Origin of the sequence: Mycolicibacterium brisbanense, assembly GCF_001570425.1 — a bacterium.
Classification (GTDB): Bacteria; Actinomycetota; Actinomycetes; order Mycobacteriales; family Mycobacteriaceae; genus Mycobacterium; species Mycobacterium brisbanense.
The window spans coordinates 21952-39307 of the sequence record NZ_BCSX01000005.1; the positions used below are offsets into that span (position 1 = coordinate 21952).

The following is a 17356-nucleotide window of genomic DNA, read 5'->3' on the forward strand; positions in this document are numbered from 1 at the left end:
TCTCGCAACGAGACAGCAGTCCGCGCTGAACCGTTTCGACCAGTGCCGACGATCCTCGTGCGGACGGTCCCGACACCGCACGCGGCGCGGGGCCCTGGCCGTTGACACACCATCTGCGCAGGGCGTTTTCAGCAATTTCTGTGCAGATTCAAATTAATGACCCAGTTTCGGACGACGTCTTGACGGGTACCCACCGCGCGGCCGTTAGCACAGTTGGCGCGTGCTTGCCCCGTAGAGCGAACTACTGACACCCGGCATGCCAAGCCGAAGGGCCGCCCGAAAGGGCAAGGCTCCATGTCATGCACTTATTTGCTGACTTAACGATTGCCCGACGTGGCACACGTGTGCCATCCTGTATCTCGCAAATCACCGCAGTTGCCCGATCGGGCAATCCGAGAGCGGAAGTTGAGGGAAATGCAGACACCTATTATGCATTCATCAGCTCTCGCACTTCCCGGCGCAAATTCACCATTTCTCACGTTAATTTTGGCGAATCCCGCAAAACAAACGATATTAACCGGAATGAAAATTATTCCCGCTATTACATACCCGAAATCAGCGGCGAATTCCGCGAACTCGGCCGTCATGGCCAACTGTCGAACGACAGCCGGACCCGTACGCGCGCGCCAAACATCGGGCCGCGCCCGCCGAACACGCCCAGGCATGACGGGCGGAAGCTGCTCGAAGCCCTCGACTGGCGCCGCTAGCTGCGAAAACCCCGACGAAGCCGACGTTGTTCGGGCGAGGCGCCCCGGCACCGGACACTGCGCCGAAGGAGCCATCGATACGCGCAAAGTCCGTAACCATCACGCAATTTCGCGTCCATTCCGGCTACCTCCGACCAGTACCACCCGGCAGCCCAACACTGAGCACCAGCGTGTGACCGAAATGAGACGGTTTCGCAATCATGCGGATCGTTGCCAAACCATGTACGGAAGGTTGCGGCAATGCCGACTCAGTTGATCAAGTCGCCCGCCGGACTGCTCCGCGCGGCCGCCGCCGGGGTCGATCCGGTTGGGTTCTTCCACCGTCACGCCGCTGGTCCCAGCCCCTTCGTACTGGCCTTTCCGGGTCTCGGAGAGGTGAAATTCTTCGGCACCGCCGATGCCGCACGCGACATCCTCACGATGCCCGCAGCCCAGTGCGAGGCACCCACTCCGAACCCCATCGAGCCCGTCGTCGGGCCAGGATCGCTGATCCTGCTGTCCGGCGAACAGCACCACCGTGAACGCAGCCTCCTGATGCCGGCGTTCCACGGCGAGCGGGTCAAGAAGTACAGCGACATCATCGCCTCGGCGACATGCGAGGAGATCCGCGACGTACGGCCCGGGAACACGATCGCCGTGCGCCAGCTGGCTATCGCCGTCACCCTGCACATCGCCATCCGGGTGGTGTTCAGTGTCGCCGAGCCCGACCGGCGCGCCATGTACACCCAGGCAATCACCGCATTGATGCGGGCCAACACCGCACCTCTGATGCTGGTTCCCGCACTGCGCCGCGAACTCGGCGGCCACGGCCCGTGGGCTCGCTTGCTACGGCTGCGCGACGACCTCGACCGGCTGCTCACGGACGACATGGACAGCCGGGCACGCAGCGGCCTCGCCGGCGCCGACATGCTCGACGTGCTGTTGTCGGCGACCGACGATTGCGGGCGGGGACGCAACGGAGCGGCCATGCATGATCAGCTCAGGACACTGCTCGCCGCGGGCCACGAGACCACCGCGACGTCGATGGTGTGGGCGCTCTACCACATCTACCGCGACGAGGCGCTGCGGAAACGGGTCACCGAGGAGGTGGCCCAAGCGCATACCCCTGCCGAGATGGCCGGGTTGCCGTACCTGGCTGCGGTCATCAAGGAGGCCTTGCGCATGCACCCGCCGGTGCCGATCGTGCTGCGCAGGCTGACCGAGCCCCTGACCGTCAGCGGTGTCGACTGCTCCCCTGGCGATGTCGTCGGAATAGCCTTGTATGCCTTGCATTTCAACCCGGACATCTGGACCGACCCCGAGCTGTTCCGTCCCGAACGATTCCTCGACGCGCGCGTCTCGCCGTTCGAGTTCGCCCCGTTCGGCGGTGGCTACCGGCGCTGCATCGGTGCAGCATTTGCGAACTCCGAACTTTCCATCGCGATTGCGACCATCATGAAGACATTGGAGCTGCGGATGCCGGCGCGAGACCGCGCCCGACCCGCGCCACGCAGCGTGGCGCGGGGAATCGCCGTCGCGCCGGCACGCGAGGTCACCCTCGACGTGATCGATCGCTATTGAGTCCACCCGTCCGCCGCCGGTACTGGAGGTGAAATGTCAACAGACGCACGGCAGTTCCGTCGAGGCGCCGACGGCTATGAAGAGGCACGTCGGGCCACCGTCTGGAACGGTCTGGTGCCCGACCGCTATCCCGACCTGATCGTTCAGGCCCACGACGTCGACGACGTCGTAGCCACGGTCACCGGTGCGCACGGGCACATCAGCATCGTGTCGGGCGGACACAGCTGGGCGGCCAGTCACCTGCGCGACGGTGGCACACTGCTCGACGTCAGCCGCCTCGATCACTGCGTGATCGACGCCGACCGCATGTCCGCCGTGGTCGGGCCCGGAAAGATCGGCAGCGAGCTGGCTGCCGAACTCGACAAACTCGGCCTGTTCTTCCCCGCCGGGCACTGCGAGGGTATCTGCCTCGGCGGGTATCTACTGCAGGGCGGATACGGCTGGAACAGCAAAGTGGTCGGGCCGGCATGCGAGAGCGTCATCGGAATCGACGTCGTCACCGCCGACGGCCAGCGGATGTACTGCGACGCCGACGAGAACTCCGACTTGTTCTGGGCCGCACGCGGTTCGGGCCCGGGGTTCTTCGCGGTGGTGACCGCCTTTCATCTTCAACTGCATCCCCGTCCGGCGGTCTGCGGCAGCTGTCTGTACATCTACCCCGTCGAAGTGCTCGACGACGTCTTCACCTGGGCGCGTCGGATCAGCCCGGAGATCGACGACCGGGTGGAACTGCAGATCATCACGTCACGCAATCTGCCCGCCTTGGGGCTCGAACACCCGACCATCGTGGTGGCCTCGCCGGCGTTCGCCGACACCGAAGCCGAGGCAGAAGCCGCCCTGTCGATCCTGTCCAGCTGCCCGGCCGTCGACCGCGCAATCGTCAAGATCCCCTACACCACAACTGATTTGGCCGGATGGTACGGCGCGGTGATGAGCAATTATCCCACCGGGCACCGCTATGTCGCCGACAACATGTGGACGTCGGCCTCGGCCGAGGATCTGCTGCCTGGCATTCACCGGATCATCGAGACGATGCCGCCACCACCGTCACACTTCCTGATGTACAACTGGAGCCCGTCGCCGGCGCGGGAAGAGTTGTTCTACGGGCTGGAAGATGAGATCAACATGGCGCTCTACGCCGTGTGGCCAGACCCAGCCGATGACGAGCGCTACCGCGACTGGCCCCGGGACAACATGGCGGCCATGGCGCACCTGGCCACAGGGGTCGGCTTGGCAGACGAGAACCTCGGCAGGCGACCCGCCCGGTTCGCCACCGATCAGAACATGGCGCGGCTGGACATACTGCGCGCCAAATACGATCCGGAAGGGCTGTTCAACAGCTGGATGGGGCGGTTGTGAGCTGGCAGCGCCACGCTCCATTTCTCCGAACCTCCTTTTGGCGCATGGCATTACACCAGCGCAACATCTTCACCATCGGCCAGATCGGCGATGGCCGGGAAGCCGCCGCGGCCCGGTACGTGGTGGCCAACGCGCGTCCCGGCGATCCCGACGACGTCATCGCGACCATGGACCGCTTCGCCTACGAGGAATCGTTCCTGATCAACGTGGGCGACGAGAAGGGCGCGCTGCTCGACGCCGCGGTGGCCCGCGCGGAACCACGGCTCGCGCTGGAACTGGGCACCTACTGCGGATACGGCGCCCTGCGGATCGCCCGGGCGGCGCCTGCGGCACGGGTGTTCTCGATCGAACTGGCCGCGGCGAACGCCGAGATCGCCCGCACGATCTGGGCGCACGCCGGACTGGCCGACCGCATCACGTGTGTGGTGGGGACCATCGGCGACGGCGGGGCCACCCTGGATGCGCTCGCAGACTACGGATTCGGTCCGGGCACACTCGATTTCATGTTCATCGACCATGACAAGAGCGCCTATCTGGCCGACCTGCGCAGTGTGCTGGACCGCGGTTGGCTGCGCTCTGCGGACGCGAGAAGCAACAGCGGCTGTGGAGCGATCGTGGTCGCCGACAACGTCAAACTTCCCGGTGCCCCGGACTACCTGGCGTACATGCGCGCCGAACAAGGCGTGCGGTGGAACACGGTCGAACACAAGACCCACGGCGAATACCAGACCCTGCTGCGCGATGTGATGCTGGAGTCCGAACTCCTCAGCTAACGGGCCCGCGGGTGCGCACCGGCCCATACCTCGCGCAGAGTGTGCACGGTGACCATGGTGTAGATCTGCGTGGTGGTCACCGAAGCGTGCCCGAGGAGTTCCTGAACGACGCGGACGTCGGCGCCGCCGTCGAGCAGGTGCGTTGCGAACGAGTGCCGCAGCGTGTGCGGCGACACCGCGGACGTGATCCCCGCTCGCTCGGCGGCGTCCTGCAGCACCTGCCAGGCGCTCTGGCGTGACAGCCGACCGCCGCGGGCATTGAGAAAGATCGCGGGGGTGCCGCGACCGCGGCGGGCCAGATCGGGCCGACCGCGCACCAGATAGGCGTCGAGGGCGCTGATCGCCGGTCGGCCGATCGGGACCAGCCGTTGCTTGCCGCCCTTACCGTGCAGCAGCACCGACCGGTTGTGGCTGTCGACGTCGTCGACGTCGAGCCCGACCGCTTCGGAGATGCGAGCCCCGGTCGAGTACAGCAATTCCAGCAGCGCGCGGTTGCGCAGCGTCAGCGGACCGTCCGCTTCACTCTCGCCACCGGCGGCCTCCAACAGCGCGAGCACCTCGTCGAGCGTCAAGCTCTTCGGCAACCTGCGGCTGGGAGTGGGCGGCCGAACCTCCCGGGCTACATCGACCTCGGTGAGGCCTTCGGCGGCGGCGAACCGGTGCAGGCCGCGGACCGCGACCACCGCCCGCGCCGCCGACACCGCCGAGAGCGCGGCTTGACCGGCGTCCGGGTCACCACGACGCAACGCGACCAGGAAGTCACTGACGTCGGACTCGGCCACCTTGGCCAGGTCTTCGATGCCGCACCGGTGCAGATGCTCGGCATAGCGACGCAGGTCACGCCGATACGAGCTGAGCGTATTGGCCGCGACTCCCCGTTCGACCGTCAAATGGTCGAGGTAACTGCGGATCTGGGTCTCCAGCACCGTCGGCGCGGCAGAGCCGCTTGCGCGCAGAGGAGACGACAGCGTCACTGCAGGCCTTTGCGCCGCCGAAATGCCGTCGGCCGGTCGGTCCACGGTGCGTCGACCGACCGCAACGAATCCATATCCGCCATCGTGTGGGCGGCCAGAATCCCCGCCACCGCAATGGAATTCACGATCTCACCGGAGAACACCCGGGACACCGCCTGCGCCAAAGGAACCCGTTCCACCCGCATGTCGGCTTCTTCGTCGTGCGCCTCCGGCCGGTCGGTGTGACTCAAACCGGTGGCCAGGAAGATCCGCACGCTCTCGTCGGAGAACCCCGGCGTGGAGTCCAGATCGACGAGGACACGCCAGTTCTCGGCGACCAGGCCGACTTCCTCCTCGAGCTCGCGGGCCGCGGTGACCTGAGGTGGTTCCCCACCGAGATCCAGCAGTCCGGCGGGCAACTCCCACAGTCGCCGGCCCAGCGGGTGCCGGTACTGGTACACCAGCACCACATTTCCGTCGTCGTCGAGAGCGACCACCGCCACCGCACCGTAGTGCTCGACCACCTCACGCCGCGCCGATCCGCCGCCCGGCATGCTGACCTCATCGGCCCGCAGGGCGAAAATCTTTCCGACGTAAACGGTTTCGCTTGCGAGCGTCTCGAAGTCGTGTTCAGCCACGGATTTCCGATGTCTCCAGTGAGGTGTTCAGCGACTCGTCGGCGGCGTCGGTGTCCTCGTTGTACGACTCGGGCAGGTCCATGCCGGGCAGGCGTTCCTCGGCCTTGTAGGCCAGCGCCGCGCCGATGAACGCCGCGAACAGCGGGTGCGGCCGGGTAGGCCTGCTCTTGAGCTCCGGGTGCGCCTGGGTGCCCACGAGGAACGGATGGATCTCGGGCGCGTATTCGACGAACTCGACCAGGTGACCGTCGGGCGAGGTGCCCGAGAATCGCAGACCGCTCTTGGCGATGCGATCCCGGTAGGCGTTGTTGACCTCGTAGCGGTGGCGGTGCCGCTCGGACACCTCGGTGGCACCGTAGGCCTGAGCGACCACCGAACCCGCCTGCAGAACCGCCGGGTAGGCACCGAGGCGCATAGTGCCACCGAGGTCGGCTTCACCCGACACCGCGTCCTGCTGGTCGGCCATCGTGGAGATCACCGGGTCGGGGGTGGCCGGGTCGAACTCGGCGGAGTTCGCACCGGTGATGCCGACGGTCCGCGCAGCTTCGATCACGATGCACTGCAGCCCGAGACACAGTCCCAGCACCGGCAACCCACGCTTGCGCGCATAGCTGATGGCGCCGATCTTGCCCTCGATACCGCGAATGCCGAATCCACCGGGAATGAGCACGCCGTGCACGTCGGACAGGGCCGCCGCGGCTCCGCTGTCCGTCTCGCAGTCGTCGGAGGCCACCCACCGCATCTCCACCTTGGCGCGGTGTTTGAAGCCGCCCGCGCGCAGCGCTTCGGCTACCGACAGGTAGGCATCGGAGAGATCGATGTACTTGCCCACCAAGGCGATCCGCACGGTCTCCTGCGGATCGTGGACGCGGCGCAGCAGGTCGTCCCACTCCGTCCAGTCGACGTCCCGGAACGGCAGGTTCAACCGGCGCACCACGTACGCGTCGAGCTCCTCGCGGTGCAAGACCTTGGGGATGTCGTAGATCGACGGCGCGTCGGGCGTGGAGATCACACCGTCGACGTCGACGTCGCACATCAGCGCGATCTTGTTCTTCAGCGGTTCGGGCACGTCGCGGTCACAGCGCAGGATCAACGCGTCGGGAGTGATACCGATGCTGCGCAACGCGGCCACCGAATGCTGGGTGGGTTTGGTCTTCAGTTCACCGGACGGCGCGAGGTACGGCACCAGCGACACGTGCAGGAAGAAGACGTTCTCGCGACCTACGTCGTGGCGGACCTGGCGGGCCGCCTCCAGGAACGGCTGCGATTCGATATCGCCGACCGTGCCGCCGATCTCGGTGATCACCACATCGGGCCGCTGTCCCCGGGCGTCGGGCTCGGCCATGGCCAGGATGCGGTTCTTGATCTCGTCGGTGATGTGCGGGATCACCTGAACGGTGTCGCCGAGGTACTCACCGCGGCGTTCCTTGGCGATGACCGTCGAATAGACCTGGCCCGTGGTCACATTCGCCGAGCCCGACAGATCGCGGTCGAGGAAGCGCTCGTAGTGGCCGACGTCGAGGTCCGTTTCGGCGCCGTCCTCTGTGACGAAAACCTCGCCGTGCTGGAACGGGTTCATGGTGCCCGGGTCGACGTTGAGATACGGGTCGAGCTTCTGCATGGTCACCTGCAGTCCCCGCGCGGTCAGCAGCTGACCCAGGCTGGATGCGGTCAGACCCTTTCCGAGCGATGACACCACACCACCGGTGACAAAGAGATGCTTGGTGGCGGTTTGCGGGTGCTTGCGTAAGGGGGGCAAAAACAACCTCCGTGACGACGGGCAGGGGATCGCCGAACTGGCCTGGGGCCTGCCGACCCACGGAATCTCACCTTAACACCGTCGCCGACATGCTGTCGCAGACGCACCGCGGTGGAGCAAACGAATCCGGGCTGCTACTGCGGCAGGGTGACCGACGCCGCACCACGGCCCGTGCCGTACTGACCTGGGCGCCCGCCACCGGCGAGTTCGCCGAGGGCCAGCACGGTGGTGATCTGACCGGCGCTGGTGTCGGCGTCGTCGACGGTGCTGACGGCGGCGGTCAGGCCGGCATCGGACCTGACCACAGCGACCGGGCCGGTGCCCGAGGCCGAACCGTCGCGGCCGACCAGGACGACACCTGATCCGTGCGGAGCCAGCCCGGCGGCCAGCCGCGCAACGGTGGTGCCGCGGTTGCCGCCGTCGTCGCCGAGCGGCCCTCCCGTGACGATCACCGCAGTGTTGGCAGCGCCGACGTGCCCGTTGTAGGTGAGGAACCCGGTATCGCGCAGCGCGGTCAACACGGTGTTGCGTTGTGTGTCGTCGACCGGGGGGACCGTCGGGTTCCTGTCGATCAGCAGCGCCATACCGAGCAGGTCGCCTGCCTGCGAGCCTTGGTCGAGGGCGACGGTGTTGAGCTGCTTTCCCGCGGGCACGACGGGCGAGTTGACCACCGAGAGCAGCTTGTCGGCGGAGTTGGCCTCGACGAACTCGTTGGTCATGGACACCGCGCCGCTGACGGTGCCGCCGGCCTGTCCGATGATCCGCGCGATCGCGTCGACATCGCCATCGGCGGCGTCGGGCGTGCGGAACACCACAACCGATTTGTCCTTGAGTGCGTCGCGCACCATCCGCGGGGCCAGTTGTGCGTCGAATTCGCCTGCGGCGGTGAGCTTCTGGTTGAGCGCGTTCTTGTCCTCGGTGAGCGAGTCGATTTGGTGCGCGAGCTGCTGTTTGTCGTCACGCAAACCGGACAGCACCGTATTCGACAGCAGTCCCGACCCGAGTGCGACCCCGATGGCCAGCGCCAGGAACACCGCCGCCAATGAGATCGCGTGTGCGCGTAGTGAAATCACAGCTCAACCGTCGACTAGCTGACCAGGCCCTGCACCCAGGTGACGAACTGGTGCCAATAGTTGACCGCCCAGTCGAGCACCGCGGTGTCGGCCCGCGACACCCACAGCGCGACGATGACGGCCACCAGCATCGCCAGCACCAGCAGGGCGATGGCACCGCCGGAGACGCGGCTGCGATAGAGCGTCGCCACCGCCTTGGCGTCGACCAGCTTCTCCCCCACCTTCAGCCGGGTCAGGAAGGTCGACGGGTTGCTGGCCTGCCGGGAGCGGTCGAAGAACTCCTCGATGTTGGCGGCATGGCCCGCGGTCACGATCAGCGACGCGCCGTGGTGGTCGCACAGCAGCAAGGCGAGGTCGGCGGCCGATCCGGCGGCCGGGAACGTCATCGCGCCGATCCCGAGGTCCTGGATGCGCTCCAGCCCGGCGGCGTGGCCATCGGCATCGGCGGGCAACACCACCTGGGCGCCGCAGCGCAGCACCTCCACGCTCAGCTTGTCGGGATCGCCGACGATGAGCGCCGGCCGGTACCCGGCCTTGCGCAGAACGTCGGCGCCGACGCCGACACCGACGAGCACCGGCTGGTATTCCTTGATGAACGGCTTGAGGGCCCTCAGGTCGGCGGCGGCGTTGGGTTCCTCGGCGACGATCACCACGTGCCTGCGATGCAGGTCGACATCCACATCCGGGATACCGATGCCGTCGATGAGCAGCGGGCTCTCGCTGCGGATAAACTCGATGGTGTTGCCAGCGAAGGCCTCCAGATGTGCCACCAAACCGCTCTTGGCCTCATGCATGAGGTCGTGGATCTCGTGGTCGGTGCGCTCGGTGCCGAGCGCCAGGCGACGGTCCCCGGCGTATACGCCACCGTTGTTCAACCGCACGCGAGCGCCGTCTTTGATCTTCTTGAAGACCTCGGGGCCGGCCTCGTCGATCAGTACCACGCCGTTGGCTACCAGCACCTCGGGACCCAGGTTGGGATAGCGGCCGGAGATCGAGGGGGACGCGTTGACGACTCCCGCGACATTGGCCTCGACCAGCGCGTCTGCGGTGATCCGGTCGAGATCCTGGACGTCGAGCACGACGATGTCCCCGGCTCCCACCCGGCGAAGCAGCCGATCGATGTCGCGGTCCACCCGGGCAGTTCCCGTGATCCCCGGGCGCGAACTGGCATTGCGGGCAAGCAGCGCTGACATCTTCATGCGCCGATTCTGTCGGGGATCAACGGGCTAGCCATGGAGGCGCGCCGTAACATCAGCCCCAGAAGTGACCTTTAGTCACATCCGTAACAGCCAAACGATCTCAATCGCGCTTCGCGGCATAGTGCCGCGCAGCCTTCGCTCGATTGCCGCACACCGCCATCGAATGCCACCGCCGCGCGCCGTTCTTCGAGGTGTCGTGGAACCACAAGATGCAGTGGGGGTGTGCACACTGCTTGATGCGATCGGGCGCCTCGGCGAGCAGGCTCAGCAGACTGTCGGCTGCCAGCCACGCCGCCAGCCATGGCTGCGGCACGTCGGCCAGCTCCTGCGGGCCGGATTCGGTGAGCGTCCGACGGATGCGGCCACGGTCGAGCACGGCATTGAAGGCGTCTGTGGACCGGTGCTCGACCACCGCCAGGATCGCCTCGCGCGCGGCCAGGAGTGCCCCGCGAACATCTTCATCGGCCGCGCAACGGTCGGCGAGGTGGTTGGTGGTCAGCCAGCACCGCACGCCGTCCACGTCGGACAACAGATCTTGGGGGCCGTCGCTCGACATCCATCGCGTGTTCAGCAGGTCCAGCGCGAGGGGTTCGCCGAGGTGAGGGCGCGGATCGCGCATACCCGACATTAACTCGCCTCCTCTCGCCGCGAACCGGACCCCGACCGACTAACCAACGAAATAATTTTAGCCGGTTGACACCCGATCAACGTTGTGCCTAACCTTCTTATGTCGCTTTATCGGTTATATCTTTTGGAGGAGCACGATGACCACCGCCGTCACCCCCCGCCTCGCCACTGGCCACGTCGGCCTCAACGTCACCGACCTCGAGCGGTCGGTCGACTTCTATCGACAGGCTCTGGGCTTCGAACCGCTCGGCATCAGTGCCGACGGCGAGCGCCGGTACGCATTCCTCGGGTCCGAGGGCGTCTTGCGGCTGACCCTGTGGCAGCAGAGCGACGGCGCCTTCTCGGCGAATACGCCTGGCCTGCACCACCTGTCGTTCGAGGTCGAGAGCGTGGATGCGGTGCGGGCGGTGGAATCAGTCCTCAAAGAGCACGGCGTCCGGTTCGCCCACGACGGCGTCGTCGCACACGGGGAGGGCACCGCATCGGGCGGCATCTTCTTCACCGACCCCGACGGCATCCGGCTCGAGGTGTACGCACCCAGCGGCGCAGAGCACGCCCCGGCGCCCAGCGGCTCGGCTCCCACCTGCGGCTTCTTCTGAGTCGGCCATGGCCAACGATCTCTATCACCGGGGCGAGCTCGCGGTACAGCAGCGCATGGGCCAGACGGCAATCGCAGAGCGCGTGGGCCGGATGGTCCGCCACGAGATTCCCGCTGCCGCGGCAGCCTTTCTGGCCGAACAACCCCAGATCGTGCTGGCCGCAGCCGACGACGGTGGCCGAATATGGACCAGCCTGATCGCCGGGCCGCCAGGCTTCGTGCGTGCCGACGACACGCGAACCATCACGATCGACGGGAAACCGGCTGTCGGCGATCCGCTGCGCGCTGCCCTGCAGCACACTCGCCCGGTGGGCCTGCTCGCCGTCCAGCCGCAGACGCGACGGCGGATGCGGGTCAACGGAACAGCCGAACCGACCGGCGGCGGGGTTCGCATCCGTACCGAGCAGGTGTACTCGAATTGCCCGAAGTACATCACGCGCCGCCGGGTCGAGGCGGTGCAGCCGCCCGACGTTCCTCAACTGCGCCGCGCGGCCGAACTCTCCGAGGCTCAGCGCAGCACGATCGCCACGAGCGATACGTTCTTCATCGGGTCCGCCGACCTCGAAGGGAACACCGACGCGTCGCATCGCGGCGGCAATCCCGGTTTCCTGCAGGTACTTTCGCCGACGCGATTGCGCTGGCCGGATTACCGGGGCAACTCGATGTTCATGACGCTCGGCAACATCAGCGCCAGTCCCCGCTGCGGTCTTCTGATACCGGACTGGCACACAGGTACCACTCTTCAGCTGACCGGCACCGCGCAGATCGTATGGGACGGGCCTGCCGCACCCGGTGCCCAGTGCTGGATCGACTTCACGCTCACCGAAGCAGTGGAGCTCAGCAATGTGAGCCCGTTGCGTTGGGGCGCCGCCGAACTCTCGCCCGCCAACCCAGCCTGAGGCGTTACGGAGCGCTGCGCTCCTGCTGCGCGGCCTCCAGCAGTTCCCTCGCGTGGGCTCTGCCGCTGTCGGACTCCCCCAGGCCCGCCAGCATCCTGGCCAGCTCGGCGACCCGCTCGTCGTCATCGATACGCCGCACGCCACTGGACTTGCGCCGCCCGTCACCGGCATCGACGAGCAGGTGGGCGTCGGCGTAGGCCGCCACCTGTGGGAGGTGAGTGACAACGATGACCTGATGGGTCCGAGCCAACCGGGCCAGCCGGCGGCCGATCTGCACTGCAGCGCGCCCGCCCACACCGGCGTCGACCTCGTCGAACACCATCGTGGTGCCCTCTGCCGAGGCCGAAAGCACGACCTCGAGGGCGAGCATCACGCGCGACAGCTCACCGCCCGACGCACTCTTGGTCAACGCGAGCACATCGGCGCCACGGTGCGCGGTGAAGCCGAACTCGACGGCATCGACCCCGTCATGACCGGCATGCACGACCGTGCCATCCGGCAGCGTCACCGGCGAGGAATCGTCGGCCCGCGCGGGCATCGGGGTCACGCTGATGCTGAAGATCGCATTGGCCATGGCCAGGCCGGCCAGTTCCGCCGTCACCGCCTTGGCCAGACCCTTGGCGGCCTTGACCCTGACTTTGGTCAACTCGCCTGCAGCCGCCACCACCTGGCTTTCCAGCTCGCCCACGCGGCGCTCCAGCGTGGCCAACGTCTCCTCCGACACGTCCAACTGCGCCAACCGGTCGGCCGCGTCGCGGGCCCAGGCCAGCACACCGTCGATATCGGCCGCGTATTTGCGGGTCAGTGTGCGCAGCTCCGCCTGCCGCGCCAGCTTCGTCTCCAATGTGCTTGCATCACTGGGCAGTTCGTCCAGGTAATGACCGAGCTCCGCGGCGACGTCGCTGATCACCACCACCGCTTCGGCCAACCGCACGCCCAACGCCTGAAGTGATGCGTCATCGGTGGACTCGAGCGCTGACTTTGCCTGTCCCACACCGTCGGTCGCCGAAACCGCATCCGGTGACGGATCGTCGAGTGCACCGGCCAGCGCCACCCGCGCCGTCTGCGCGGCCTCCCGCAGGGCGTCCAGCTCCGAGAGCCGCCGGATGTCGGCGACGATGGCCTCGTCCTCACCGGGCTGCGGTGCCACTGCGTCGATTTCGTTGATCCCGAAGCTGAGCCGGTCGGCCTCCTGGGCGAGTTCGCGGGCCCGTTGCCGACGGTCGACCAGGTCCTTGCGGGCAAGCTGCCATTCCTCGCGGATGCGGCGATACCGCGCCAACAGCTTGTCGACGTCGGCATACCGGTCCAGCGCCACGCGCTGCTCTTCCGGGCGCATCAATCGCAACTGATCGTTCTGCCCGTGCAGCGTCAGCACTTCTGCGGTGAAACTGCTCAGCGACTTCGCCGGCACGCTGCGGCCACCGAGATACGCCCGCGACGGCCCCGCCCGGCTGACCGAACGCGCGGCGATCACCGTTCCGTCGTCGTCGCGGTCGGCACCAGACGATTCGAGCAGCTCGTCGACCCGCAGCGCCACATCGGCGCCGAGTTCGGTGGTGCTGAAACGTCCTTCGACGACGGCCCGGTCGGCGCCTGACCGCACGCGGGTGGCATCGGCGCGAGCACCGCCGAGCAGATGCAGGCCCGTGACCACCATGGTCTTGCCCGTACCGGTCTCACCGGTCAACACGGTGAGACCGCGGTCGAACTCGGCGGTGGCAGAGCTGATCGCGCCGAGCGATTCGATTCGGATCTCAGCTAGCACGTGCCTACTTCCCTCGCCAGCCTCTGACCGGCAATTGGAATTTGCGCACGAGCCGGTCGGTAAACGGTGCGCTGTCCAGCCGTACCCACTTCAGAGGCGTCCCGCATCGGGTGACCTCCAACCGGCCGCCGGCCGGTATCACCATCTCCCGCCGACCGTCGCAGAACACCAAGGCATCGTGACCGCCGGCCTCGATCTCGATGGCGATCGACGCATCCGGGCTGGTGACCATCGGCCGAGCGAACAGTGCGTGGGCGTTGTTGGGTACCACCAGGATCGCTTCCAGGTCCGGCCACAGCACCGGACCGCCCGCGGAGAACGCGTATGCCGTGGACCCGGTGGGCGTGGATACCAGCACCCCGTCACAGCCGAACGCCGAAACCGGCCGGCCGTCCACTTCGAGAACTACGCCGAGTACGCCGAGCCGGGGCCCCTTTTCGAGGCTCGCCTCGTTGAGTGCCCAGCCGCGGTTGATGATGTCGTTCCCGACGCGCACGGACACGTCGAGCGTCATCCGGTTCTCGATCCGGTACGCCCGGCGGATGACATGGTCGAGTACATGGTCGATGTGCTCGGCCTCGGCTTCGGCGAGGAAGCCGATCCGCCCCAGGTTGACCCCGAGCACCGGGATCTCCACATTGCGCGCCAACTCGGCGGCGCGCAAGAAAGTGCCGTCACCGCCCAACACCAGCACCAGTTCGCAACCCTCGGCGGCGCGTTCGTCGGGGTCGACCACCTCGATCTCGACGCCCAGTGCGCGCATGTCGTCGGGAGCCAGGTGCAGCGGCCCCCGGTCGACGGCTTCGGCCGAGAGCACGCGCAGGCCGATCCCGTTGTCGCCCAGCACTTTTTCAACCCGGCGGGCAACCTCGGTGGCTTCCTCCCGTCCGGTGTGTACCACCAGCAGTATCGTGCGCTCGCAGGTCATTGCGGGCCCTCCTCGACAGCGCGGTGGACCGCCAGTTCCAGCGATTCACCGTGCAGCGGCTCATCTGTTTCGGCGCGCAGCCGCAGAAAGTACTCGACGTTGCCCGACGGTCCGGGAAGTGGGCTCGCCGTCACGCCGACAGCATGCCAGTGCAGTTCCGCCGCCTTTCGGGCGACCGTACACACCGCCTCGGCCCGCAAGCGCGGGTCGGACACCACCCCGCCTGCCCCGACGCGATCCTTACCGACCTCGAACTGGGGCTTCACCATGGGAACGATATCGGCGCTCGGCCGGGCACACGCGGTGAGCGCGGGCAGAACAGTCGCCAGGGAGATGAACGACAAGTCGGCGACGACGAGATCCACCTGCCCGTCGATCGCGTCAGGCGTCAACTCCCGGACGTTCGTCCGTTCGATCACCCGGACGCGGTCATCGGACCGCAGCGACCAGGCCAGCTGCCCGTAGCCGACATCCACCGCGACGACTTCGGCAGCCCCGCGGTCCAACAGCACCTCGGTGAATCCTCCCGTCGAGGCGCCAGCATCCAGACACCGGCGACCCGAGACGTCCAGCTCGAACGCGTCCAGCGCGCCGATCAGTTTGTGTGCGCCGCGGGAGACCCAACTGCGCTCCTGGCTTTCGGCGACGACGATGTTGGCGTCGACCGTGATGGCTGTCGCAGGCTTGGCAGCAGGCATGCCGTCGACCCGAACCCGCCCTGCGGCGATCAGCTCGGCAGCCTGCTGGCGCGACCGGGCCAGCCCGCGCCTGACCAGCTCGGCGTCAACACGAGCTCGACGAGCCACCGCCACTCACCTACCGGGCTCGGCGCCGCCGCCGGCCACACCTCTGTCGACCGACTCGAGCGCAGCCACCAGCACTCCGTGGGCTTCTTCCAGCCGGGACGCCACCGCCTCGATCTCCTCGATGGCCACATCGGCGCCGTCTGCGTCGCTCATCTCCGGCAGCTGAGCCAGCACCGCGGCCACCAGCGACCGCACCTGATCTGGATCGGTAGTCATAGCGCTTGTCACGCTAGTCGATGGATGCGGACGGCAACGACCACCGCCGCCGCGCGTGCCGGGCGAGCGTCATCACGTCAGGCGAGTTCCGTGACCCGGTCCTCGGCATCGGTGACGCCCTCCACGTCGGCCGCAGCCGCGTTGATGAACCACTGCAGCGCCTCGTCCGTCCGTTCGAGTGCCAGGAGCGTGTCGGCGTAGACGTAGAACAGCCGCGCCGCCGTTTGGCCGGTTTGAGACGGATCCAATTGCGGCGTCGAGAGAATGGCGAGGGCCTGTTCGAACTGACCCAGATCAGACCGGGCACCGGCGACGACGATGCGCAATTCGTCGGCGTCATCACCGGTGAGTGCGGCGGCCTCGTCACTGCGGGCCAGCTCGATGGCGCGTTCCGGACGTCCAACACCACGTTCGCAGTCGGCGATCATCGGCAACAGAGCAGACTTGCTGCCCATCCGGCGGGCAGCGCGCAGCTCGGCGAGGGCCTGGGCCCAGTCACCTGCGTGATAGGCAGCGATGCCCACCGCTTCCCGGACCGCGGCGATGCGCCCGGCCCGGCCGCGCGCGGCACGCGCGTGCGCCAGCGCGGCATCGGGATCCTCATCGATCAGATTGCCCGCTGCAACCAGATGGCGCGCAACGTAATCCGCGGTGGCCTTGTCGAGAGTGATCAGTTCCCGCCGGACCTCCGGCGCCAATTGCTTGGCCTCGATATCGGAACCGAGCAACGGTACGTCTGATTGCCGTTGGTCATCGGTGCGCTCTTGTGCTCCACGCGCACGGTTCGGACCGCCCGAGCGCGGAGCTGACTGCCGGCGCTGACCTTGGCCGCCCGATGCACGCCGCGGCCGACGCTCGCCGCCGCCTTGTCTGTCTCCGACCACGTGTGCCTTTCTGCCTGCCCTCCCGCAAAGGACAAGGATACTGGCAGGCACGAAGCCGACATAATCGCCGAATTCGTGAATGCGCTATTTAAATATGAGAATCGCCCCCCACGAAAGTGGGGGGCGATTCCTAATGTGTGTTCGGCGGTGTCCTACTTTTCCACCCGTGTGGGTAGTATCATCGGCGCTGGCAGGCTTAGCTTCCGGGTTCGGGATGGGACCGGGCGTTTCCCTGCCGCTATGGACCGCCGTAACTCTATTCACCCGTTTCTGGGTGTCAAACCTTGTGTGTTTTGGTGGTGGAGTGTGGTGACCCCCGTGGGGGGTGACGTGTGGTGTGGTTGCGAGGCTTGGGTGTGCGTCTTACAGGTAACCCAAACATTGTGGTGTTTGTTGGTTGTTGTAAGTTTTCGGCCGGTTAGTGCCAGTTCCCTGCGCCTATTGCTAGGTGTCTAGGTCTGGTCTATCGATCCCGTGGTCTGCGGGGGGCCTTATCCCACTTGATGGGTGAGAAGCCTGGTCTTGGAGGGGGTTTCCCGCTTAGATGCTTTCAGCGGTTATCCTGTCCGAACGTGGCTATCCAGCCGTGCCCCTGGTGGGACAACTGGT

At 66.8% G+C, this 17356-nt stretch carries 17 protein-coding genes and 2 rRNA genes; 6 read left to right on the forward strand and 13 right to left on the reverse strand.

Annotation, left to right across the window (positions count from 1 at the left end; all coding sequences use genetic code 11):
• The first annotated feature begins 299 nt into the window (after positions 1 to 299).
• The 4 genes from RMCB_RS35765 (at position 300) to RMCB_RS02130 (ending at position 4399) form a co-directional block, all read left to right on the forward strand.
• Positions 300 to 707: a hypothetical protein gene (locus RMCB_RS35765; protein ID WP_131805477.1), complete on the forward strand. Its 408-nt coding sequence runs from the start codon at positions 300 to 302 to the stop codon at positions 705 to 707.
• Positions 708 to 947: 240 nt separating this feature from the next.
• Positions 948 to 2267: a cytochrome P450 gene (locus RMCB_RS02120; RefSeq protein WP_062827433.1), complete on the forward strand. Its 1320-nt coding sequence runs from the start codon at positions 948 to 950 to the stop codon at positions 2265 to 2267.
• A 33-nt stretch (positions 2268 to 2300) separates the two neighbouring features.
• Positions 2301 to 3626 carry an FAD-binding oxidoreductase gene (locus RMCB_RS02125; protein ID WP_062827434.1) on the forward strand — a complete coding sequence of 442 codons (1326 nt, stop codon included), beginning with the start codon at positions 2301 to 2303 and terminating at the stop codon, positions 3624 to 3626.
• A 44-nt stretch (positions 3627 to 3670) separates the two neighbouring features.
• Positions 3671 to 4399: an O-methyltransferase gene (locus RMCB_RS02130; protein WP_062827435.1), complete on the forward strand. Its 729-nt coding sequence runs from the start codon at positions 3671 to 3673 to the stop codon at positions 4397 to 4399.
• Here the strand turns inward: RMCB_RS02130 and xerD are convergent.
• From xerD to RMCB_RS02160, 6 genes are all read right to left on the reverse strand, one after another.
• On the reverse strand, positions 4396 to 5322 hold the full coding sequence (xerD, locus tag RMCB_RS02135; protein ID WP_062827446.1) for a site-specific tyrosine recombinase XerD: 927 nt from the start codon (positions 5320 to 5322) through the stop codon (positions 4396 to 4398). The genes RMCB_RS02130 and xerD overlap by 4 nt on opposite strands.
• Positions 5323 to 5369: 47 nt before the next feature.
• Complete coding sequence (locus tag RMCB_RS02140; RefSeq protein WP_029374009.1) at positions 5370 to 5990, reverse strand: NUDIX domain-containing protein; 621 nt, start codon at positions 5988 to 5990, stop codon at positions 5370 to 5372.
• Positions 5983 to 7749: a CTP synthase gene (locus RMCB_RS02145; protein ID WP_062827436.1), complete on the reverse strand. Its 1767-nt coding sequence runs from the start codon at positions 7747 to 7749 to the stop codon at positions 5983 to 5985. The genes RMCB_RS02140 and RMCB_RS02145 overlap by 8 nt, the downstream gene beginning before the upstream one ends.
• 134 nt (positions 7750 to 7883) lie before the next feature.
• Entirely contained in the window at positions 7884 to 8822 is a 939-nt protein-coding gene (locus tag RMCB_RS02150) for a copper transporter (protein ID WP_062827437.1), read from the reverse strand.
• 14 nt (positions 8823 to 8836) lie between these two features.
• On the reverse strand, positions 8837 to 10021 hold the full coding sequence (gene steA, locus RMCB_RS02155) for a putative cytokinetic ring protein SteA (RefSeq protein ID WP_029374006.1): 1185 nt from the start codon (positions 10019 to 10021) through the stop codon (positions 8837 to 8839).
• A 100-nt stretch (positions 10022 to 10121) separates the two neighbouring features.
• The gene (locus tag RMCB_RS02160) at positions 10122 to 10640 is read right to left on the reverse strand and encodes a CGNR zinc finger domain-containing protein (RefSeq protein ID WP_062827438.1); all 519 of its coding nucleotides are present in this window, start codon (positions 10638 to 10640) and stop codon (positions 10122 to 10124) included.
• Positions 10641 to 10785: 145 nt separating this feature from the next.
• Between RMCB_RS02160 and RMCB_RS02165 the strand changes: the two genes are divergently transcribed.
• Together RMCB_RS02165 and RMCB_RS02170 are read left to right on the forward strand one after the other, a co-directional pair.
• Positions 10786 to 11247: a VOC family protein gene (locus RMCB_RS02165; RefSeq protein ID WP_062827439.1), complete on the forward strand. Its 462-nt coding sequence runs from the start codon at positions 10786 to 10788 to the stop codon at positions 11245 to 11247.
• A 7-nt stretch (positions 11248 to 11254) separates the two neighbouring features.
• Positions 11255 to 12145 carry a pyridoxamine 5'-phosphate oxidase family protein gene (locus RMCB_RS02170; RefSeq protein WP_062827440.1) on the forward strand — a complete coding sequence of 297 codons (891 nt, stop codon included), beginning with the start codon at positions 11255 to 11257 and terminating at the stop codon, positions 12143 to 12145.
• A gap of 4 nt (positions 12146 to 12149) precedes the next feature.
• Here RMCB_RS02170 and recN read toward each other — a convergent pair whose 3' ends face one another.
• The 7 genes from recN to RMCB_RS02205 all read right to left on the reverse strand — a co-directional run.
• Positions 12150 to 13913, reverse strand: coding sequence for a DNA repair protein RecN (gene recN, locus RMCB_RS02175; RefSeq protein ID WP_062827441.1), 1764 nt, complete (start codon positions 13911 to 13913; stop codon positions 12150 to 12152).
• Between the two features lie 4 nt (positions 13914 to 13917).
• Positions 13918 to 14841, reverse strand: coding sequence for an NAD kinase (locus RMCB_RS02180; RefSeq protein WP_062827442.1), 924 nt, complete (start codon positions 14839 to 14841; stop codon positions 13918 to 13920).
• Positions 14838 to 15647: a TlyA family RNA methyltransferase gene (locus RMCB_RS02185; RefSeq protein ID WP_062827447.1), complete on the reverse strand. Its 810-nt coding sequence runs from the start codon at positions 15645 to 15647 to the stop codon at positions 14838 to 14840. The genes RMCB_RS02180 and RMCB_RS02185 overlap by 4 nt, the downstream gene beginning before the upstream one ends.
• A 6-nt stretch (positions 15648 to 15653) precedes the next feature.
• The gene (locus RMCB_RS02190; protein WP_062827443.1) at positions 15654 to 15863 is read right to left on the reverse strand and encodes a hypothetical protein; all 210 of its coding nucleotides are present in this window, start codon (positions 15861 to 15863) and stop codon (positions 15654 to 15656) included.
• A 77-nt stretch (positions 15864 to 15940) separates the two neighbouring features.
• A complete protein-coding gene (locus tag RMCB_RS02195; RefSeq protein ID WP_072278392.1) occupies positions 15941 to 16747 on the reverse strand; it encodes a tetratricopeptide repeat protein in 807 nt (268 codons plus the stop codon).
• Between the two features lie 139 nt (positions 16748 to 16886).
• Positions 16887 to 17000 (reverse strand): 5S ribosomal RNA (gene rrf, locus RMCB_RS02200).
• A gap of 144 nt (positions 17001 to 17144) precedes the next feature.
• A 23S ribosomal RNA gene (locus tag RMCB_RS02205) occupies positions 17145 to 17356 on the reverse strand; the annotation flags it as partial.

Coding starts and splice junctions, on each gene's coding strand:
- RMCB_RS02125 (WP_062827434.1), top strand. CDS start 2,301: ATGTCAACAGACGCACGGCAGTTCCGTCGAGGCGCCGACGGCTATGAA.
- RMCB_RS02170 (WP_062827440.1), top strand. CDS start 11,255: ATGGCCAACGATCTCTATCACCGGGGCGAGCTCGCGGTACAGCAGCGC.
- RMCB_RS02130 (WP_062827435.1), top strand. CDS start 3,671: ATGGCATTACACCAGCGCAACATCTTCACCATCGGCCAGATCGGCGAT.
- RMCB_RS35765 (WP_131805477.1), top strand. CDS start 300: ATGCACTTATTTGCTGACTTAACGATTGCCCGACGTGGCACACGTGTG.
- steA (WP_029374006.1), bottom strand. CDS start 10,021: ATGAAGATGTCAGCGCTGCTTGCCCGCAATGCCAGTTCGCGCCCGGGG.
- RMCB_RS02160 (WP_062827438.1), bottom strand. CDS start 10,640: ATGCGCGATCCGCGCCCTCACCTCGGCGAACCCCTCGCGCTGGACCTG.
- RMCB_RS02120 (WP_062827433.1), top strand. CDS start 948: ATGCCGACTCAGTTGATCAAGTCGCCCGCCGGACTGCTCCGCGCGGCC.
- RMCB_RS02165 (WP_062827439.1), top strand. CDS start 10,786: ATGACCACCGCCGTCACCCCCCGCCTCGCCACTGGCCACGTCGGCCTC.
- RMCB_RS02180 (WP_062827442.1), bottom strand. CDS start 14,841: ATGACCTGCGAGCGCACGATACTGCTGGTGGTACACACCGGACGGGAG.
- RMCB_RS02190 (WP_062827443.1), bottom strand. CDS start 15,863: ATGACTACCGATCCAGATCAGGTGCGGTCGCTGGTGGCCGCGGTGCTG.